Genomic DNA, 18,196 nt, shown 5'->3' on the forward strand with positions numbered 1-18,196 from the left:
CCTTTGGGAGAAATCCCTCTATTAAGAGGGTATTTAAATGAATGCGATACAAAAGTTAGTTGAATCTATTCTTGTTAAAATGGGTTTTGTTGGCGCTGTAGTGGAAAATATATATTTGGATTCAAAACCATTTCGGCATATTCGATTTGTGGCTGATATTCCAGTAATATCTTTTCTACCTCATTTGGTGAAATATCTTAAGGGCGCAGACCATCTTTACTGTGGTAACGATGATTTGCATCCTCTTTTCATTTATTTTTCCGAAGCGGCTACATTAAAAGCAGGCCCTGTAAATCTCGCGAACTTTCGTTTTGAAGTTTCTATAGCTTCAACTCATTTACGACTGGTCTCAGAGAAGCCTGATTTGCTTATCAAAGGATTTAACCGGGATAATCTAGAATACGTTTATTACCGCTCAGATTTGGCCTCTAAGGATCTTATACTAGGCCTTGTTGAACACGGTTCTCCTTTCATAAAACATCTACATGGACTTATACAAAAGCGAATTTTAAACGAGTTCTCTCTGATTTTTTCTGTTCTTGAAAAGATTTTAGAAAGCGCGAAGCCACAAATTCTTGCTTGCTTCCATAGTGTTGATTATGAAATGAACGTAAAAATAATAGCCGAAGCTATACCTGAAACTGTATCTAATCAGATAGTCACATCTGATTATATAGTTAATTCTATATCAGATGCGGACAAGTTTATAAATCATGTTCGTCGCTATTTAGCAGGCAGGGTAATGAAGAGGCGGATATACGCTGAATTAGATGTTTGTGAAGAAACATCAAATATTTCACTAGTGAACTTAGGATGCTTTACGTCTCCTCTGCTCGTTACGGAATATCAAATGTTTAAGCCACACTCTTCAGGGTTATATCGAAAAGCTATAAACAACTCCTTAAAACAGTTCAAACCAGAAATGCATGTACCTTCTGAAGAACTCTTTTATAATTAATCTAACCCATCCGGGAACTTGCTTCCCGGTGGGAAGCACTTCCTTTTTAGTCATGAGGTAGTGTAAATGTTTAAAGAATCTGACCACGTGGAATTTGTTAGTGCCTTTCTTTATCAAAATTTAGGCCTTAATGTTCCCGCTGACGATATAACCGTTCAATTATCTGATACTTCGTTCGACAAAGTAACCTTTGATTACGATGTAGATATCGATAATTTAAATTGTATGTTGGATCTCTACATATCTGAACTAATAAAGCACAACGCATCTTACTCCGATTCTATTCTTTTGAAACAAAAAATAATTTATTTTCTTGGAGTATTTAAGAATTTCGGATTTTTTACGTTTGATATTCGCGGATATAGTAATACTTTAAGCCCAGTTAAAGTTATTGATATTGTTTCAATGATTATTAATGACTGTGAAGAGTTATCTAAAGCTAATTCTTCTACTGATGCTATAAGAAATCTTTATCTCGATAAAATGAAGGTGGATGGGAAAGTGTTAGTTGCGAAATTTGCACTTAAACAGTTTTTTCATTCCGACTTTGGTGACTTTATCTCATTTGTCGAGAAAAGAATTACAGATTGTCTTAATGAAACTTTAAGGATTATCAAAGCTGTTGAACATGGCTTTGTACGTGTTGGGCAGCATAAGATTAATCGCCGTATTAATGATGACTTATAGTTATGCATTGATTTCAATACTGATGATTATCCGGCAAATATGCCAGATATATATATTAAGTTTAACGATACATTTGATGGGAACGGGGCGTTATATTGTGACAATGATGCCCTCATATCCCTCTATACCGATGTTGCTTCAATTATCAATGTGCCGGTGATGATGGAAGTAAGATTGATCAATAAAAGAGGGCGTGTTGTCTGTGATTCTTCGCATTCAACTTACGTATCTCTCGAAAGTAATGACCGATACAGAGTAACTGATCGCACATTACTAATAACTGAAGCTTTTGACGATTTTCGTAACGCGTCTCAATGATCCTTTTGCTTCAGTCCAAAAAAGTAACTTTGGTTGGCTGAAGACACTTGTCTATGACAATGTAAAATCTGTCGCTGGCATCTTCTTTTAGCTTAACCAAACTTTTATCTAACCCAGTGGGGAAGTCGCTTCCCTTCTGGGGCACTTCCTCTCAAATTTGAGGTAGTGTATATGACACATTCATCTGATGATAAAAACTATGTCCGAGCAGTTCTGAGCTATCTTGGCATAGATTTTGATGAGGCGGATATAGTATTAAGTGTTTGCCATTGTCAAAGTGACGAGCTTTCTTTTACCTGTAATATCAAAGCTATTGAACTCAAGAATGCTGTTGATTTATATGTCGATAGTATCTCTGAGAATGAAATAGAAGCTTTAAACAGAGAATCTTTAAAATCTCGACTCTGTTACTTTCTTGAGGTGTTTGACGCAGTCTCTGGTCAGTACCTTGAGATTTCAGGAAAACACTTTGCAACTAGCCGTTTTGAATATGATGATGTTTGTAGTGAAGTTCTTAGCATGTCTAATGATGTTTCTCAGTCGAAAGGTTATGACCGGGATGAATATAACAGACTGATGCAGGTTGATGGTCAGGTTATGATTGCCCGTTTTGCTTTGCAACAGTTCTGGGATACTCATTTTATTGGACTAATAACATTTGTATCTGAGTCTATAACATCGAGCCTCTATAAAGCTTATGAAACTTTTAGTGATATAAGTTTGGCTTGCTATAAACTGAGTGAATATTCTTATTCACGCTCTATCAACAGTGAATTGACCCTTAATATTTCACTTAAAGAAAATGACTTCTGTGAGGACCTATCTGATTGCTATATGGAAGATGAGGCTTTACCTTCTGGTAGGGTAATTTCTCGACGCAACAATGACTCCATAATAAGTATTTATGAGAGCTATGCTGCGGCTTCTTATATTCCGATGATTGCATCTTTGGAAGTCGTTGATGAATACGGCGAAGTGGTTACTGACCTCTGCCATACCGTTTATGTTTCAGAGTTAACCGGTGGGCGGATTAAAATCCACGACCGTAATGACTTAGTATCTGAAGTTTTCGATAACCTAAGAAATTTAAATCTTGCAGTTGGAGATTCAGTTTCACAAGCTGCTTGATTCTTTCCCTGATTTTGATTTTTTCTCACATACTCTTATGGCACGGTTTCCGTGCCTTTTTTTTGCCTCGCTTACAAGCGTCTACTCCTCTTCTACCTATCCCACCTTACATCACCACTTAAAATCTATCTTTCTAATTCCATTATCCTTTTCGTAGCCTCTAATGCTCTGGTATGAACATACTCTTTAAACTCAAAAAAGTGCTATTAACGAAAAAAAATCCCTAAAGAGATTTGTATACTGTTCTCAACCAAGGAGAGCTCATGAATGAACTAAAATCCAAAAACGAGAACAGTACCAAAAGCAACTTTCCCCCGGTTGATAATCAGTTTTGCTTTTACCATGTTGATTTCAGCATAGAACGACTACTTTCAACGGCCGAGGATCTCCAGCTTGAGTACATCTTCCAGAAACCTGGAAGTGAAGTAAGAAAGGATTTGGTTGAGCGATTCGAACGTGGAGAGCGCTTTGTTACAGCTTCACACTGTGACAATTTCTGTGAAATCCTTGGTTGTCAAGGCCATCAGGAAAATGCATAAACCCATAAACCTACATTTCCACTTTTAAGGATGTTCACTAAAGAATGATTGGAGAAAGTATTTTTGACTGGGTAATTTACGGAATATCCATTTTGATATTTGCCTCAGCACTAATTGAAGGAAAGACAACTCGCTACCCAGCACTTTTTTTCTATGGGAGTTTAATTTTAATGTTAATCCTGATAGTTGCTGGAGGCCTTAACTGGTGGTTCTACAGGTCAAAATATGGCGCAGTAATCGTTATCTTCACAGTGGTCTCTTTACTGATGACTCGATTCCGCCTGGTCATATATAAATTAAGATTAAGAAAGTTAGTTTCAGAAATCAGATTTCGTATAAAAACGGGTTTTCGTATAATTCTTGTTTTGTCGGATAATGAGGATGAGCGTAATGTTCTGCTGTCTATGCTTAGCAACGTATTGCCAGAGCAAACGCTTATTCACACGCGTGATGCTCTCGGACCTCATTCAGAGCCTATCCTAAAAGCTCTTGAGCTACATCATCAACAGGGAACAGGTTACATACTCGTCTGTGAACAACAAATCTCAGCGCGTACGTGGTTGAGTATCGTAGAAAATGGGAAACCTGATACATCTATAGCTGTTAATTTTCATTCGATCCCAGAAATGGAGTGATTTTTCAATGAGTAGAACCGTTTCACAAAGTGTCACAGAAGATTGTCTTTTTGATACCCGCACACAAGTCAGATTACAACTAAGTCGAAGCGTTCATAAAACGCTGGCATCTGCTAAAGAAATTTTACAGGGAAGGGGGGTTGATTCGGTCTCTATTGAAGATCTTGTGCGAGCCTGTCTTGAAGAGAACCAGCCAATTGATCTAGCCTCACTTTACCTTGAAAATCTCTTAAAACAGAAAGGTACCAGCATTTGCGATTTTTAGTGTTTTCAAACCTATTAGATAAAATGCCGGTTGTGTTTATATAACATCAATAATTTCATGCAACAGGTAAAACATGAGTACTCAAAAGCAACTTTCCAGAACTACCGGCACTGAACGTATGTTTAAGGAAGAGCTGGCGTTATCCTTAATTTGTTGGGTTTTCACCAGTCCTTTTACCAACTGGACCGATAAAGTCTTCAGTGGTATTGAAGTTCCGTCTGAAGGACCGTCATCATTACGGGGTGAGACAGAAAAATTCTTTCGTTTTGTCGTTAATGAAGAAGGCTACGACGCAGGAAGGGCTGCTATTGGTCTTGACCTATGTTGTTTTTCACTTCCGTTGTGTTTGTTCCCGGACGCTGCCCTGTCTGAGGAAGAGGTTATGAGTAAGTTAACCGGAGAAGTTATCCATGGAATTCTTCTTTCCTTACCTGAGTTTATTGATATGCCAGAAGTGCTCGCTTACCAGGTCAGGGATGAAATTCTTGCTTTTAACACTCGCTGTGGAGACGGGATCTTTCATGGTTGGAACACGGCTTCAGAATTGTGGAAGTTTGAAATCTTTCCCCGCACCACCATCATGATGCAGCATACTTCGGCAATACATTAAAATTAGGCGGGGCAGAATGCATAAAAAACTTTTTCTTCTCGAATGGAAACCCTGTCAGAGCCGCGTATGGGCCGGTTGGATGGCCCTGTGGTTGACTATCAGTTTTCTGATGTTATCTGCCTTGCTTATGACAGATCATCTCCTGAACAAAGTCATCCTGCCGCCAACATGGTTGTTGATCTGGTTTTCGCCAATGCTGGGGTTTTTGATAAAAGTTCGCGTCGTCGAAACTCAACATTTCCTGGAGCATGACCTCTGTGTTGCAGGTTTCTCTTTTTACCGCTGGAAGAGGTTAGTTTCTCCCGGGCTTTGGTCAGTTGACTGTATAAATGGTCGTTTTCGCCTCAATCGGATCACCCAGGTGGGTAAGACTATCCACTATCCATGGCGTCTCCATTATCATCCTTTGTTCATGAGCCCTATCGAACATAAATCGCATGCTGTGAAAGCTGTTTCAAAATGACTTCTTTAGAGGTTTACATGACATTTATGTTCTGCAAGGTCAGCCTGGGCAGCAAAATTGATTGGAAATAACATGAGCCTGGAGAAACGTATGAGTTATGACGATTTGCCCTATTTTCGTGACCAGATTCTGGAACGCATCGACTCGCTCAAGTGTTTTCTTTCGAACACCCCCCCGATGATGGCAAACCTGATGACTGTCTCCACCGTATCTAGAACAGAAGAGCGCTTGAAGCAGGTTAAACCCATCAGGGTTAGTATTAAAGACGATGCTTCGGTTGAGGAAATTATTCAGGCACTTACTGACATCTGTGTGGATGACATAGAGTCATTAAGTCATGATTCCACCAAAGTAACCACTAAATACCCGGGTCTAATCATTGTCCCCGAAAGAGCAGATCTTCTCGAAAGCTTGATCACTTCTATAAACGAAGCAAAAAATGATTTTGCTGCGGCAATGAGGCGTATCGATAATAAAAAGAATGTCCGTTTTGATAAAGTGCACAAGAAGCTCCCGGGCCTTGTCGCTATGCACTCAACAAGAAATATCCTTTTCATCAAGTCCCAGCTTAAAAAAGTTACTTTTTCATGGCGGCTAAACCGAAACCAGGAAGTTAAAACAGCAGAGCAACTTGTGAGTTTGTTGGAGCGCAGGAGAGCCTCAGAAGTAAAAAATGTAGCAACTACCAATTTGAATGTCGTGTCTAATATCGATAAGGCTTTACACCGTCTTGAATTTCACCCACTGAAGCAGGGCGAATCTTATCGCCTTTGTCGAACTAACTCTTTCCCTGTTCCGATTGCTCACATTTTTGCATTTAGGCCTGAAGGGCAGGAACGAAACGGGAATAAATATGCTGAGACTGATTATTCAGTAGTAAAAGCATCCTTGCCCATTTTCGCAGCAGGCAACATACCTCAATTAAAAACGCTCTCTGACTGGGCTCCTGAAAACAGCCAGGGTCCGTCCAACCAACGGAAGCTGAGCCTGAAATATACAGAACTCGTGCCGGGGGCTGAGCTGGGCATTTTCATTGTCAGCCCCGAAAATTAAGGAACAACAATGCAATGGATTTCCACAGCCAGCCAGAAAATCGATGAGCGTCTCTATCGTGTCTGCGTCTGGGTAAAAAAATATCACGCTGATGCGATTAACCGCGTTGTGCTAACCGTTGATCTAAGTAAAGCCCGACATGACCCTGACGAGGACCAGGTAAGAGCAGAGCTGCTGTGCGGCCATTATTTTTTGCTTCGTAAGGAAAACGCTTCGAACTCTGCGCCTGACGATCAAAAGTTTGCTTTCCTGCCTGACGGGCGCAATCTGTGTTGGCAGACCGCAACCCCGGTGCTTCAGCATCTCCTACTCAATAAAAACGTTCCTGAGTCGCTGAGGTTGCTTACGGACTACATACATATGCGTCTGGCCAGGCTGACAATGGTACCTATGTCCGGAACCATCATGAACGAGGCTCTGCTGGACAGCATCAGCTGGGTTAAGGTGGATTTGACCTACTTCTGGCAGTACGAACAGCTCAGCTCTCATCTGGGACCCATCCAGATAACCCACAAGGCACTTGTACGCTTCGGGCACCTGGCAAAGAATGATGAAAACTCCAGTGCCATAAGAATTCTGCGTCAGCGTCTGTCTTCAGAATTCTTACAAGAATTTCAGATGGCTGAGGATGAGCTAAAGCGCAAACAGTCGTTGATGGGCACCATGGACGTGAAAATGCTGTTTCATGCTCATTACCCCAGCCAGAAGATGCTGGTGGCTCGATATAAAAATGGTTGGGTAATGGTGGATTGTTTTCTGTTTCACCATACCAAACCTAAGAAAAAAGCAAAAAACAAAACTACTGTGGCTAAGCCTCAACTTAAACAGACTAAAAGAGAAGGGAGTGAAAATGGAACTGGGCATTATGGTGTGCATCGTGTTGTTACTCTCAGTGGCGGCGGCGTGGATCAGTAATAAGACAGTTGATTTGCTCGAAAGATTCTATTTCAAGCGTCCGCTGAGCATGGAGTACGCGGCATGGCTACGTGTAATGTGTGCAGGCTTGTTATTAGTTTTTATTCAGGTTGCTCCCCAATTTACACTCCTGTATACCCTTAAACTTGTCACGCTTATTAATCTTGGAATCCAGACAATGAAATTAAATGGCGTGTACAAATATAAAAGGACGGGAATTTTGCCTCCGGGAGGGGCACTCTCTAATCTCACCAGACTTAACCCGTTCAAGAAAAAATAAAGTTATGCGCCCGTGAGGGCGCTATTCATCAAAGGCATTTCGCATAAGCTTGATCATGGCTTTTTTACCAGCTTCAATATTGCGAATGTAGCGCATAACCATTTCTTCATTCGACCAGTTCCCCATTTCCATAATCTGTGGTAGCGAGTAACCTTCAATATCCAGCTGTATCGCACCGCCTACACGAACGCTGTGCCCTGTCCAGTAACGGGTTTTAGTCTCATTTGGATAAAGCTCATTCCACATTTCTTTAAATGCCCGTAAAAGGGAATTTTTGCTGAGCATACCGGCATCGTCCACAGTGTCTTCCTCATCTTCATCGTTCAGAAGACTTTGTTTAGCACGGTAGGGCAGGTTATGCCGTTTAAGAAGCTCAGATAGCTCATTCCCTTTACTCCGAAGCTTCCAGCCGGGTGGCATATAGCCTGTATCATGGAAATTTACGGCCTGGAAAAGGTATTCATCCGGATGACTGTGCTGATCCATTTTCACAAGGTTCATCAATCTCAAGAGGCAGTTAGTTAACTGACGTGTCAGCCGGTAGGTAAGAAGTGTACTGATGTTCGTTTTTGTACGGTATACCGTCAGGTTAAATTCACCGGTCATACTATCCAGAGACAGATCTTTCAGACGTATACGGCGAATTTCGGATGAACGGAGCAGTGTTTCAAAGCCTGTCCAGATCAGGCACAGGTCACGAAGCTTACGAACTGAGTTTGTAGTACTGCGTAACTTTATCAGAGCCTTGAGATCGCCAATAAGAAAGGGAGTTGCCTGTTTAGTCGTCTTTCGCTTCCGGGCTTCCGATTGTTTTAAGGCTTCCAGCATGTACCATGCTTCAGACGTAATAATCCCGGGCAGGTTAAGCCCTTTTTTATGGATACTGTTTAAGGCCTGAAGACAGCTGTTTATGCTGCTTCGTGACAATTTGCCTTCAAGATGCCCCATAAACGCCAGCAGAGCTTCCTCAGACACGGGGAGCGAACTTACTGGCCAGTCTGTATGCAACCGGGCATTCGCCTGATACCATTCGTTCCATACTCGTAGCCAGTGCAGATAGGTTTTAGCTGTGTTGTATCTCAGATGGGAAAAGTAACGGATCAAGCGTGAAAGCTGTTTATCATGGTTGCCGAACGTTTCCAGCTGCTGATGCAATTCGCTTTCCGAAAACTGTCTGATCACTGATTGATTCTTCATCCTGCTCACCGGGATACACTGGTTTTATTTACAGTCATTTTAGCACTCATGTACCTGGTTATGAACAGGGTGGAAACAACGAAAAAGGTTGTGAAATCGTTAGGCTTAAGTGAAAAATGATATTAAGATTATCCCTGGCCAGTTGAGGCCTGTCTAAAGAAGGTTGATTATGTCTGACACAAAGCAGTCTTATTTAATGAAATTCCGTAAGTGTAGTTCGTTCGAAACGCTCGAAAAAGTATTTGAAAGGTTATGTGAAAAAAACTCGGGTGTCGCCTCTCTTGAAATTTCTGGTGCTTATGATCATCGTAAAGCTGAACTGACAATGAAAAAGTTATATGACAAAGTTCCTGCGAGTGTGTGGACCTTTGTTCGCGAGTAATTATTGATATTGGCACAACAAAAAGACTGTGTCTGGATTTGAAAATAGTTTATGCCCCTTTCGGGGCTAAAGGCACTGTAATAGCCTGTCTTTTTAACTTTCTTATTAAGTTCGGAGAAAGACTTTAATCATAAGCCAAGCCCACTGCTAAATACATCCGATATTCTCCTTAATTTTAGAAGTTGTGATAAAAGTTACTTTACCTAAACTTCTCTCTCCATATTTGTAAGGCTCTCATTTGATTCTTGTCAAACATTAATCTGGAAAACTAAAAAATCATTTCTTTTAATTCGTTTTACAGAAATCCTCCTCCGTTATTTCGGATATAGTTTGAATAATTATCAAAAACGGGGTGCAGCCATGCGTAAGAGTTACACATTTGGTATTCCATTTGGACTCCAGAGAGAATCAGGACTCTTTTTAGATATTACAGAGGTCAGCCGGGGTATCGACTGTAACTGCATCTGCCCCGCTTGCAAAACTGATCTGTTAGCAAAGCAGGGGGAGGTCAAGCTTTGGCATTTCTCACACAGTACTGCTGTAGCCGGTGACTGTGATGGTCTGATGGAAGCCATCCGGGGAAAAATTATTGAAGTCATCAACGAGCACCAGGTTCTTGGTTTCCCAAATCTTCTCGCTGGCGACGATGGTGGGCCGGTTTCACTGAATGAGGTTATTGGAAGCGGCAGTATGTTCGGAGGCACAGCTGATCTGTTCGTAAAGGTTAATGATTTATGTGTGGCCGTCTTTCTGGACAGGGATCGTAGCATTTCTGCGAAGTTAACCTTTGACCACCTTCATCCTTCCGAAAGAGTTGCCGCATTGCGTATCGATCTTCCAGATATTGAATATGAAATCAGTCAGGTGCAGCTCGGGCGACGTAAAACAACATACAGTGAGTGCATTGAAAGCCTGATCATTGATGAGACCAGTTCCCGGGAATGGCTATATCATCCATTAATGCATGAACTTGAATCTGAACCTCTTCAGGAGTATCGGGGACGGGAGCCTTCAGAGGAAGGGCCTCTTCTTCAGCGCCTTGCTGACTGTAAGATGAAATTGCCTGATATCCTTCCGGGCAGTCATAACGCGTTAGTCAGGTTACAGCAGGATACGATTGTATGTCTGTGTCGGTTAACGGTTCGGGCTTATGACATCGCTCAGACCGATGAATTTCCTTTGTTCCTTCGCTATTTCAGGTTGCACTGCCTGGAAAACAGCGAACATGTCAGTTACGAAAGACTGATCTGCTGGCAGGAAATGATTTCAAAAACCCAGGAAGGCCAGTCCTTGACACAAAACGAACTTGAATATCTTCATGAGATTGTCCGCATCGCCTTATACAATCACCGGCTTAACAATGTCAGTATTTCAGATGTTAAAAACCATGACACAGGAAAGGAGAGCGGCAGGGTAGAGCCACAAAACTATTCACTCTTATAAATAAATTGGGCTTTGCGCATTAAACCCTTGCCGCAGGAGGTGTACCGCATATCCGGCACAGACAGTCAGTTTTTCTGGCAGCTTAAATTTGACACAGCTTAATATAGTGATTCATTAAACAGGTTCAGTATGCTGCCAGAACGTTTTAGTCGTTATGGGCGTCCGTTAGTTTTCTACTAACTGAACGACGACCAGCCTGCCGCCTTCCTCCTTTGACAGAACAAACTGAGCGTTATTCGTCAGTTCAATTTTTTCCCCAATGGCAATCTGTCGTTTATCCGGTAATGACATAAGCCCATTTATGCCTTCATTTACTAACCACCACTGATCGTTATGGAAAACAAAATACCCAACTCGTTTCCTTTGCAAATCGGTTGTACGCTCATTTGGCGCAATGAGGCGATTCACATGCCACGCATAGATTGACTGCCCGCTCCACACCATCAACCGGTGGTCGTCAGGACGATAACTGCCTTCCTTTCGGGAAGAATATAAATTTAGAACCGGTAATTTACCCTTGTATGGCGTACCGCAGTAGGGACAAACCGGCTTTGTCTTACCCGAGAAAACGTACCATTTCTGTTCACACGCCTTGTTCTGGCAGGGCTGTATCAGATCGACTGTTTTAACCAGGGCGCTTTCCCACTCATCGGCGGTCGGGCGTTTAGTGGCATCGTGTAAGCCATCTATAAAGGCGCGCTCAAACAAAGGTGTCAGATAAGGGCCCATGATGGTGTAAGGAATTTTCTCCGGGTCAGCCCAGGGCAGTGAAAAGGACGATAGCTGACTGACTTTGACTGCATTGCTTTTGTCTGTCGGATGTTCAATGAAGAGTGCCTTCTCACCCATAGATAAGGTCTCATCACGTACTTCATCCGACATGTCATGTATTTTTCCGCCACGTAGCGGATGACGGAAGAACAGATACATGTAGATAAGCACCGACAGCGCATGACGGTCAGTAGTAATGCTTGGCAATACGCGGTTCGGATCCTCTTTGGAAAGATGACTGGTTTTCACCACTTCCGGAGCGATAAAATCCGGGGTGCCCACCACGTCGGGAGGATACTTTCCAGGGACAACCAGGCCGTCTACGTCAATGATGCAGGCATGTCCCATTTCTGGATCGATAAGCACGTTTTTATAGCTTAGATCGCTGTGACAGAGACCTGCCGCATGCATCCTTCTGACGGCTCTTGTCAGCAGCAGACAGACCTTGAGATAGGTAAGCGTATTGCCTCGTTCACGTGGGTCGAGAAATTTGTTCTGGTTGCTGGCGCTGGCAAACCATTTGCCTTCCTTTTCACGACCTTTTATGCCAAGAAAATCATCGTTTTTAGAGCCGTATTTAAAGAAAAAGTAGCTTTTGTAGGTTGGAACCACGATGCCGATTTTATGCCCATGCTCAACAACATGGGTCGGCCAGCAAAACAGGTCCTTCCAGTATTCACCTCCGGACTGGCCAAAAATGTTTTGCCTGTAGCGTCCGGTGATCATATCAATCCGATCCCGGGCCTGCTCGTTCTGCGGTTTATGATAAAAAGCGACGACGTATGATTTATCAGGCGAAAAGTAAACATCCTTCATCGAGCCCGAACCAATTACCTCGTCAACATACTGGACTGTTTCGCCGTCCTTTGTTTTGCACGTAACGATATTTGCCATATTGATCACCGAAAAAGCGTATCCCTTACCACAACACCGCAATAGTGCGGTCATCATGGTTCCCTGTGGAGAAAAAGTTAAGCCAGTCGCCTAACCTCTCAGGCGCAATACTGGCGTCTGTAAGGACAGGGTTGAGCTCATCAACGAGACGGGTCCATTTTTCGTCACTGCGAAGCCCATTATCCGTCTCAAACAGAGGGTCTGAGACGCCGTCTGTCATGAGGATCAAGTGAGATACATCATTCCATTTACCCACGCTGATGCGGCCGCTAAACGAGGGGTCTGCGATAATGCTCTGGTCAAGGAAACGGGTTTGTCCTGCGTATTCTCCGCTATCGGGATTTCCCAGTATCCTGACTTTACCGGAAGGGCTGTATGCACCTATCGCACCATCACCAAGCCAGAATGCAGTCGCAAACAGCTCGTTATCAGTTCGTAGCGCTACAGTTGCCAGAAGGGTTGTTGAATAGGATTTCACAGGTTGTTCTGCACAAATGGCTTCGTTCTGGATACTGTTGACCGCGAGCGTAGCTGCCTGTTTAAAATGATGAAGCATGGCGTTTATTGTTGCCTGCTGATCGCTCCCTTCCCACGCCGTGATGTGCTGCTTTAAATGGACGCCTTTCACACCACTGAGCTGATTTAAAAGGTAATCGCCAGCCGTTTTGACTGCAATCCGGGAGCCTTCCCGGGAATTTACCGCACTACCGGCTCCGTCTGCGACCAGCATGACAGACCATCCTGTTTCCTGGCAGTGGTTGATGTAGAAGTCGTCATCTCTGAAGCTTCCGGCATGCTCATGAGAGCGTCCCCGGCGACTGGCGGCAGCAATACGTATATCACCCCTGACCAGGCCAGCAGCGTCCAGATGGGACTTAGGGTAGGGAGCGTCTGCTGGTGGCTCTACCACCTTCCACAGGCTTCTCGGATCGGGATTGATTATAAATAGCTGTTTTGTTTCACATTCGTCGTGCGACGTGCATGACCAGATTACTGAAAGCTCTATATCGCCGCTTTCGGTGGGAGTACCTGTCAGCAACTCCTGTTCTTTGTCAAAAGACAGGCCAATGTTCCGGGGAAAGACAACGTCCCTGACAGTAGCCTGCTGGCCCTCACCCAGAACGATAGCAACCGGCGAAGAGAAACGTTCGCCTGCGCGGGCGTTGGGGATCGTTATTTTAGCTCTCGGGGGAACGGCAGGTGGCACAGCTAAGCTGGCCCGCTGCTGGCCTGTCGGTATCTGCCCGGGTTTTAATACCAGGGAAGACAGGTTTTCGTCTTCCCTCTGTGCTGGTTTATCAAATTCGTAATAAGGCATCAGCTTCCAGAACGGAGGATGAGGCTCATTTTCTGGCAGGGGTTGCAGTGCTGATGTATCGGTAGCGTCAATGCCCGGGTTATCAGCAACACTTACGACCGTTTGTTGCTGATCGGAAAGACTGGATGCTGACGAGGCGGCAATCTCTGCGTCGTTATCACCTTCGCTAACCCGCGCAGATAAACCCTGTGCAAGGCTCTCAATCCGCTCTTTAAGCCGCATAATTTCTTCGGTAAGGGATGGGTCCTGCGATAGAAGTAAAAGCCGCTCACCTTCAACAGGGTGGCCCAGCTCAGACAGAACTAAGCGGATAATCTTCTCTTCAAGTAAAGCATTTTGCGACATCAACCTCTCCCTCTGTTTACGTCGAAGTTAGTGTTTCCGCCATCATTGCTGAATGACAGGCCTGTTTCACACCACGGGCAGATCACGTCATCCGGGCCGTCAATACACAGCAACTTTCCGCATGAGCACAGGGCAAACGCACTGGCATTACCGCAGTGGGGGCAACCCGGTACGCCATGCAGTTCGCTGGTATTTACCTGCAAACCGGTAGCGGTGGCATCTGACCACGCAAAATAGTCCTCATCGATGGGATAGCATCCGGCAATATTAAAGCTGTTCAGGTTCAGACTGAAATCGAGCCCGGAAACCCTTGCTGGTGGCCGTTCATACTTCATCAGGTACGGACGACGGGTCTTGCTGCAACGGCCGGTAAGCGTAACGCAGTTTTCGTCGTACGCTTTTACTGGCTCGTCCTTGGCCAGCCGGACTATGTATTCAGTCTGGCTGAGCTCAGGTTGTTTGTCGTCCCCGACGCTGCGGCTGTGCGCCGTAACCGAGGCCGTGATCCATTTGATGAAGCGGGTAAAGTCCCCTTCCTGAGATTCGGTGAACAGCATGACATTCTCTGTCAGTTGCCGCAGGATATTCAGGTCCGCTGACGGCCCCAGGCCAACGGCAATGAGATTCACTTTACTCGCGTAGTGATCCTTCCAGCGCTTCACTTCTGCGGTTGTGTCGTCAGTCGGACGTCCGTCGGTAAGGAGATACACGACGGGTTTCCAGTCGCCTTTAGCCTCATGAGTGGTTTTTCTGACCTGGGTATCAATTTGCACGGTCAGCTCACGCAATGCAGCTCCAAGGCTCGTACCGCCGCCAACGGGAAGGCGGGGAGGGTAGAACGAGGCAATTTCGTGAAGAGGTACAATCGTACGGGCTACACCGGCAAATGCGATTACCGAGACCCAGGCTGTTTCAAGTGCGTGTGGATCCTTTCTTAAATCTCCGACGATCATTTGCAGACCATCAGTCATTTTTTTCAGGTTTTCACCAATCATGGACTCTGAACAGTCCAGGACAAAAAACACGGGAAGGCGTCTCATAATTTTCCTCGTACGGCTGGTACGGCCAGCAGAAAACGTTGCTGTACAGAAAGGTGCTGCCCGGAAACAGCACCTTTCTGTCTGTCAGAGCACCAGCTGGATTTCTGGTGGAGGAGGGGGAAGGGTATCAGTTCCGTTATTAATCCCCGCGCTTGTGCTGCCGGAAGACACGCTGGCCGATACCCATTTAAAGAAACCTGCAAACGCGGTTGAATCTAGCGTCTCCAGAGACACAACCTTATCGGTGAGCTGTTTTAAGTGCTCATGGCCTGCTTTAGGACCAACGGCGCAGGCAATGATGGATCCGAATCCCCGGCCGCGAATCGCTTTTACCGCTTCACCGTACGCCAGGGCATCAGAAGGGGTTCCATCAGTCATCAGGAATACCAGAGGACGCCAGTCTCCTTTGGTATCACCATCTGAGCGACGTACATCCCGTTCAACACACTGCATCAGACATTCAAGGGCAGCACCGGTGAACGTCCCGCCTGCGCTTGGCACAACGATGTCAGAAAACTGGAAGTCTTCCAGCGGCGTGAGAGGAATGAACTCACGCGCCTCATTGTCATAGGTGATAATGGAGATATGAACGCTTTCGAGGGCGTAGGGATCCTGGCGAAGAGCGCTAAGCATCGCCTGAATTCCAACGTTAACGGAATGGATTGACTCACCGCGCATCGAGCCGGATGTGTCGATAACAAGGTAAACAGGCAGGCGGCGCATCACATGTAATTCCTCAGGTGCGAGACAAACGAATCTGATTCTGAAGGCTCACCAATTGCCCTGAGTTTCCAGCCTGTAGCCTCGCGTATCAGCTCGGCAAAGACCATGGAGCGCTGGCTGGCGAAGGCGGGTCCGCCAGAAAGATCGAATCGTGCCATTTCAATATTACGGGCATCTACTGCCCGGATGAAGGCATTCTGAACTTTACCAAAGTGCTGCTGGAGCTTTTCACCATTGTAGATCTGAACGATGAACACAATTTTCTCGTACTGAGCGTCAAGGGAATTCAGGCGCACAATAATTTGCTCATCGTCACCGTCACCGGCTCCGGTTCGGTTATCGCCCGTCAGCCAGATATTGCCTGACTTATGGCGAAGGCTGTTGAAAAAGATGATATCGCCATTCACAAGCGTTGGTTTACCATTTTCCACATTGCCGAGATCGGTCACCTTTCCGGCTGAATTACACAGGAAAGCGATCACATCAAGGTCGTATTCTTCTTCTTTTTTACCAAAGATCCCGCCGAGAAAACCTTTCTTTTCCTCATTAATATCCCAACCGAGGCCGATAGTAACGGACGAGAGATCGTATTCATTTTTTTTCAGGCTTACGCCCTGGCCTTTGCTCAGACTGACAGACATGATATCCCCTTAATCAATAAAATTATAAGACCACATTTACTTCTGGCGGCGGCGGTGGCAGGTCTTCAAGACCGATCACTTCTTTTTTGCTGGACTCCACTTTCTGACTGCCTACCGAAATGCTCGCACTGACCCATTTAAAGAAAGCTTTAATCGTCGAACTGTCAGCTGTATCGAGCTGAACCACGATTTCAGTGATTTCTTTGAGGACGCTGGTATCGGCATCATGCCCGGCTGCACATGCCACAACAACGCCGGTTCTGGCCGCTTTAAAGTCATTCAGGCCTTTACGCCAGTCATCATTCGGACTTCCATCCGTCATCAGGAATACAAGGGGACGCCAGTCACCTTTAGTGTCAGCCGTCGTTTTCTGTACTTCTTTGGCAATGGAGCTGGCCGTGAGGGAAAGCGCTTCGCCAAGAGACGTGGTGCCGCTGGCTGTTAGTGCTGGCATCTGGAAACTCAGGAGGTCTGTCAGGGGGACTGCCTGTCGGGCTGAAGAATCAAAGGTGATCACTGACACGTGAGCCGTTTCGAGTGCATACGGATCCTGTTTCAGCGTGGTAAGCAGCGTCTGAACGCCATTTTTAACCGCTTCGATAGGCTCTCCGTGCATAGAGCCGGACGTGTCGAGTAGCAGATATACGGGTAAGCGTCTCAAATGTAATTCCTTCTTAAGAGATCGGAAGAGGAGAGTAGTTTCAGGAAGAGGCCAGGGTTTGTTGATTTGATAAAACGGCACGACATCTGTCGGGTGGAGATTAAATACTCAGAAGCGGCATTAAAGAAATAAGTTAACCACCATAGAATTACCGACATGTGAATGGCCTCTTATCAACAGAAAAATAATTCAGACCGGACTGGAATATAAGATTTCTGAAAAAACTCGGACAAATAAACTGTCTTATGTATGAAATTCATCATACATCACAGATCTGCATGAATGGAGTGTAAAACGCCCAAAGATTGATGTGTAGCACAAGAGGATGTCAAGACACCAGGTTTTGTAGTCAGTAAGGCGCTGCTGGCATTGCGGGAGGAGAATAGATCAAAACTACGTCACGCCAATACAGAGGTAAAATATGACAAAACCGGGGTTTTCACCCCGGTCTGAGATTTAGCGTCAGGACTTTTTAGCGCTGTATTCTTTTATCAGTTCGTCAACGGAGTGCAGAGCCAGCTTCTCTACCGCTTCACTTCGGGTCGAGCCACTCAGCGCAGCCAGACGGTCAATTTTTCTTAAGATCCGCATGCGTAGCGATAAGGACACGGCTGTTTTTTTATCCTTATCGAGTACGACCTTCCCTGTAGACTCACCGGTTTTCAGTTCAGCATTCTGTGCGAGCGCTTCATTCATCCGGCGAAGGGTCTTTTTATCCAGCTGGCCCGGATTAACGAGATGGTAGGAATGACCTGCCTTGCTGTATTTGATCTCCGCAGAATATGACTCGCGTAGCTCTTTGAGGGCCCGGGTTAATGTCGGCTCTGAGCATTCCAGACTGGTTATAATGTCGGCAGCGGAAACGGGCTTGCCGGTGCCCAGTAAGTTGGCAAGCTTAAAAATCCGGGCCTGTCTGGTATTTAATTGCAT

At 45.0% G+C, this 18,196-nt stretch carries 20 protein-coding genes; 12 read left to right on the forward strand and 8 right to left on the reverse strand.

Annotated elements, in window-relative coordinates:
• Positions 1–37: 37 nt before the first annotated feature.
• From ACLHV8_RS22465 to ACLHV8_RS22510, 10 genes are all read left to right on the forward strand, one after another.
• Entirely contained in the window at positions 38–958 is a 921-nt protein-coding gene (locus tag ACLHV8_RS22465; RefSeq protein WP_031942300.1) for a hypothetical protein, read from the forward strand.
• Between the two features lie 66 nt (positions 959–1,024).
• On the forward strand, positions 1,025–1,645 hold the full coding sequence (locus ACLHV8_RS22470) for a hypothetical protein (RefSeq protein ID WP_031942301.1): 621 nt from the start codon (positions 1,025–1,027) through the stop codon (positions 1,643–1,645).
• Between the two features lie 489 nt (positions 1,646–2,134).
• Positions 2,135–3,091 (forward strand): hypothetical protein, encoded by a 957-nt coding sequence (locus ACLHV8_RS22475; RefSeq protein WP_000149830.1) that lies wholly within the window; start codon positions 2,135–2,137, stop codon positions 3,089–3,091.
• A gap of 263 nt (positions 3,092–3,354) precedes the next feature.
• Positions 3,355–3,630, forward strand: coding sequence for a hypothetical protein (locus ACLHV8_RS22480; protein WP_001004201.1), 276 nt, complete (start codon positions 3,355–3,357; stop codon positions 3,628–3,630).
• 44 nt (positions 3,631–3,674) lie between these two features.
• The gene (locus ACLHV8_RS22485; RefSeq protein WP_000578891.1) at positions 3,675–4,265 is read left to right on the forward strand and encodes a hypothetical protein; all 591 of its coding nucleotides are present in this window, start codon (positions 3,675–3,677) and stop codon (positions 4,263–4,265) included.
• 7 nt (positions 4,266–4,272) lie between these two features.
• Positions 4,273–4,530: a hypothetical protein gene (locus ACLHV8_RS22490; protein ID WP_001371933.1), complete on the forward strand. Its 258-nt coding sequence runs from the start codon at positions 4,273–4,275 to the stop codon at positions 4,528–4,530.
• Between the two features lie 73 nt (positions 4,531–4,603).
• Positions 4,604–5,140, forward strand: coding sequence for a hypothetical protein (locus tag ACLHV8_RS22495; RefSeq protein ID WP_000107167.1), 537 nt, complete (start codon positions 4,604–4,606; stop codon positions 5,138–5,140).
• Between the two features lie 16 nt (positions 5,141–5,156).
• Positions 5,157–5,603 carry a hypothetical protein gene (locus tag ACLHV8_RS22500; protein WP_000549069.1) on the forward strand — a complete coding sequence of 149 codons (447 nt, stop codon included), beginning with the start codon at positions 5,157–5,159 and terminating at the stop codon, positions 5,601–5,603.
• Positions 5,604–5,693: 90 nt separating this feature from the next.
• Positions 5,694–6,656 carry a DNA replication terminus site-binding protein gene (locus ACLHV8_RS22505; RefSeq protein WP_000119428.1) on the forward strand — a complete coding sequence of 321 codons (963 nt, stop codon included), beginning with the start codon at positions 5,694–5,696 and terminating at the stop codon, positions 6,654–6,656.
• Between the two features lie 9 nt (positions 6,657–6,665).
• Positions 6,666–7,571, forward strand: a complete 906-nt coding sequence (locus ACLHV8_RS22510; protein ID WP_001198595.1) for a hypothetical protein — start codon at positions 6,666–6,668, stop codon at positions 7,569–7,571.
• 301 nt (positions 7,572–7,872) lie between these two features.
• Here ACLHV8_RS22510 and ACLHV8_RS22515 read toward each other — a convergent pair whose 3' ends face one another.
• Positions 7,873–9,048 (reverse strand): tyrosine-type recombinase/integrase, encoded by a 1,176-nt coding sequence (locus tag ACLHV8_RS22515; RefSeq protein ID WP_000795949.1) that lies wholly within the window; start codon positions 9,046–9,048, stop codon positions 7,873–7,875.
• A 169-nt stretch (positions 9,049–9,217) separates the two neighbouring features.
• On the opposite strand from ACLHV8_RS22515, the gene ACLHV8_RS22520 reads away from it, so the two are divergent.
• Together ACLHV8_RS22520 and ACLHV8_RS22525 are read left to right on the forward strand one after the other, a co-directional pair.
• Complete coding sequence (locus tag ACLHV8_RS22520) at positions 9,218–9,430, forward strand: Hha/YmoA family nucleoid-associated regulatory protein (RefSeq protein ID WP_001285422.1); 213 nt, start codon at positions 9,218–9,220, stop codon at positions 9,428–9,430.
• A gap of 360 nt (positions 9,431–9,790) precedes the next feature.
• Positions 9,791–10,873 (forward strand): hypothetical protein, encoded by a 1,083-nt coding sequence (locus tag ACLHV8_RS22525; protein ID WP_001232447.1) that lies wholly within the window; start codon positions 9,791–9,793, stop codon positions 10,871–10,873.
• Between the two features lie 165 nt (positions 10,874–11,038).
• Here ACLHV8_RS22525 and ACLHV8_RS22530 read toward each other — a convergent pair whose 3' ends face one another.
• The 7 genes from ACLHV8_RS22530 to terW form a co-directional block, all read right to left on the reverse strand.
• Positions 11,039–12,538: a helix-hairpin-helix domain-containing protein gene (locus ACLHV8_RS22530; RefSeq protein WP_001284318.1), complete on the reverse strand. Its 1,500-nt coding sequence runs from the start codon at positions 12,536–12,538 to the stop codon at positions 11,039–11,041.
• Between the two features lie 25 nt (positions 12,539–12,563).
• Entirely contained in the window at positions 12,564–14,201 is a 1,638-nt protein-coding gene (locus tag ACLHV8_RS22535; RefSeq protein ID WP_000081060.1) for a PP2C family serine/threonine-protein phosphatase, read from the reverse strand.
• Entirely contained in the window at positions 14,201–15,241 is a 1,041-nt protein-coding gene (locus ACLHV8_RS22540; RefSeq protein WP_001253656.1) for a TerY-C metal binding domain-containing protein, read from the reverse strand. The genes ACLHV8_RS22535 and ACLHV8_RS22540 overlap by 1 nt, the downstream gene beginning before the upstream one ends.
• 84 nt (positions 15,242–15,325) lie before the next feature.
• Positions 15,326–15,964, reverse strand: coding sequence for a vWA domain-containing protein (locus tag ACLHV8_RS22545; protein ID WP_001253658.1), 639 nt, complete (start codon positions 15,962–15,964; stop codon positions 15,326–15,328).
• Positions 15,964–16,605, reverse strand: coding sequence for a TerD family protein (locus ACLHV8_RS22550; protein WP_000116681.1), 642 nt, complete (start codon positions 16,603–16,605; stop codon positions 15,964–15,966). The genes ACLHV8_RS22545 and ACLHV8_RS22550 overlap by 1 nt, the downstream gene beginning before the upstream one ends.
• 22 nt (positions 16,606–16,627) lie before the next feature.
• On the reverse strand, positions 16,628–17,266 hold the full coding sequence (locus ACLHV8_RS22555) for a vWA domain-containing protein (protein WP_001253657.1): 639 nt from the start codon (positions 17,264–17,266) through the stop codon (positions 16,628–16,630).
• 462 nt (positions 17,267–17,728) lie between these two features.
• Positions 17,729–18,196: a tellurium resistance protein TerW gene (gene terW, locus ACLHV8_RS22560; protein ID WP_001176767.1), complete on the reverse strand. Its 468-nt coding sequence runs from the start codon at positions 18,194–18,196 to the stop codon at positions 17,729–17,731.

Source organism: Enterobacter sp. CPE_E863, from assembly GCF_046521465.1.
Classification (GTDB): domain Bacteria; phylum Pseudomonadota; class Gammaproteobacteria; order Enterobacterales; family Enterobacteriaceae; genus Enterobacter; species Enterobacter adelaidei.

Bases quoted from the DNA above. Each gene is read 5' to 3' on its own strand.
- ACLHV8_RS22465 (WP_031942300.1), top strand. From the start codon at position 38: ATGAATGCGATACAAAAGTTAGTTGAATCTATTCTTGTTAAAATGGGT.
- ACLHV8_RS22470 (WP_031942301.1), top strand. From the start codon at position 1,025: ATGTTTAAAGAATCTGACCACGTGGAATTTGTTAGTGCCTTTCTTTAT.
- ACLHV8_RS22475 (WP_000149830.1), top strand. From the start codon at position 2,135: ATGACACATTCATCTGATGATAAAAACTATGTCCGAGCAGTTCTGAGC.
- ACLHV8_RS22480 (WP_001004201.1), top strand. From the start codon at position 3,355: ATGAATGAACTAAAATCCAAAAACGAGAACAGTACCAAAAGCAACTTT.
- ACLHV8_RS22485 (WP_000578891.1), top strand. From the start codon at position 3,675: ATGATTGGAGAAAGTATTTTTGACTGGGTAATTTACGGAATATCCATT.
- ACLHV8_RS22490 (WP_001371933.1), top strand. From the start codon at position 4,273: ATGAGTAGAACCGTTTCACAAAGTGTCACAGAAGATTGTCTTTTTGAT.
- ACLHV8_RS22495 (WP_000107167.1), top strand. From the start codon at position 4,604: ATGAGTACTCAAAAGCAACTTTCCAGAACTACCGGCACTGAACGTATG.
- ACLHV8_RS22500 (WP_000549069.1), top strand. From the start codon at position 5,157: ATGCATAAAAAACTTTTTCTTCTCGAATGGAAACCCTGTCAGAGCCGC.
- ACLHV8_RS22505 (WP_000119428.1), top strand. From the start codon at position 5,694: ATGAGTTATGACGATTTGCCCTATTTTCGTGACCAGATTCTGGAACGC.
- ACLHV8_RS22510 (WP_001198595.1), top strand. From the start codon at position 6,666: ATGCAATGGATTTCCACAGCCAGCCAGAAAATCGATGAGCGTCTCTAT.
- ACLHV8_RS22515 (WP_000795949.1), bottom strand. From the start codon at position 9,048: ATGAAGAATCAATCAGTGATCAGACAGTTTTCGGAAAGCGAATTGCAT.
- ACLHV8_RS22520 (WP_001285422.1), top strand. From the start codon at position 9,218: ATGTCTGACACAAAGCAGTCTTATTTAATGAAATTCCGTAAGTGTAGT.
- ACLHV8_RS22525 (WP_001232447.1), top strand. From the start codon at position 9,791: ATGCGTAAGAGTTACACATTTGGTATTCCATTTGGACTCCAGAGAGAA.
- ACLHV8_RS22530 (WP_001284318.1), bottom strand. From the start codon at position 12,538: ATGGCAAATATCGTTACGTGCAAAACAAAGGACGGCGAAACAGTCCAG.
- ACLHV8_RS22535 (WP_000081060.1), bottom strand. From the start codon at position 14,201: ATGTCGCAAAATGCTTTACTTGAAGAGAAGATTATCCGCTTAGTTCTG.
- ACLHV8_RS22540 (WP_001253656.1), bottom strand. From the start codon at position 15,241: ATGAGACGCCTTCCCGTGTTTTTTGTCCTGGACTGTTCAGAGTCCATG.
- ACLHV8_RS22545 (WP_001253658.1), bottom strand. From the start codon at position 15,964: ATGCGCCGCCTGCCTGTTTACCTTGTTATCGACACATCCGGCTCGATG.
- ACLHV8_RS22550 (WP_000116681.1), bottom strand. From the start codon at position 16,605: ATGTCTGTCAGTCTGAGCAAAGGCCAGGGCGTAAGCCTGAAAAAAAAT.
- terW (WP_001176767.1), bottom strand. From the start codon at position 18,196: ATGCAATTAAATACCAGACAGGCCCGGATTTTTAAGCTTGCCAACTTA.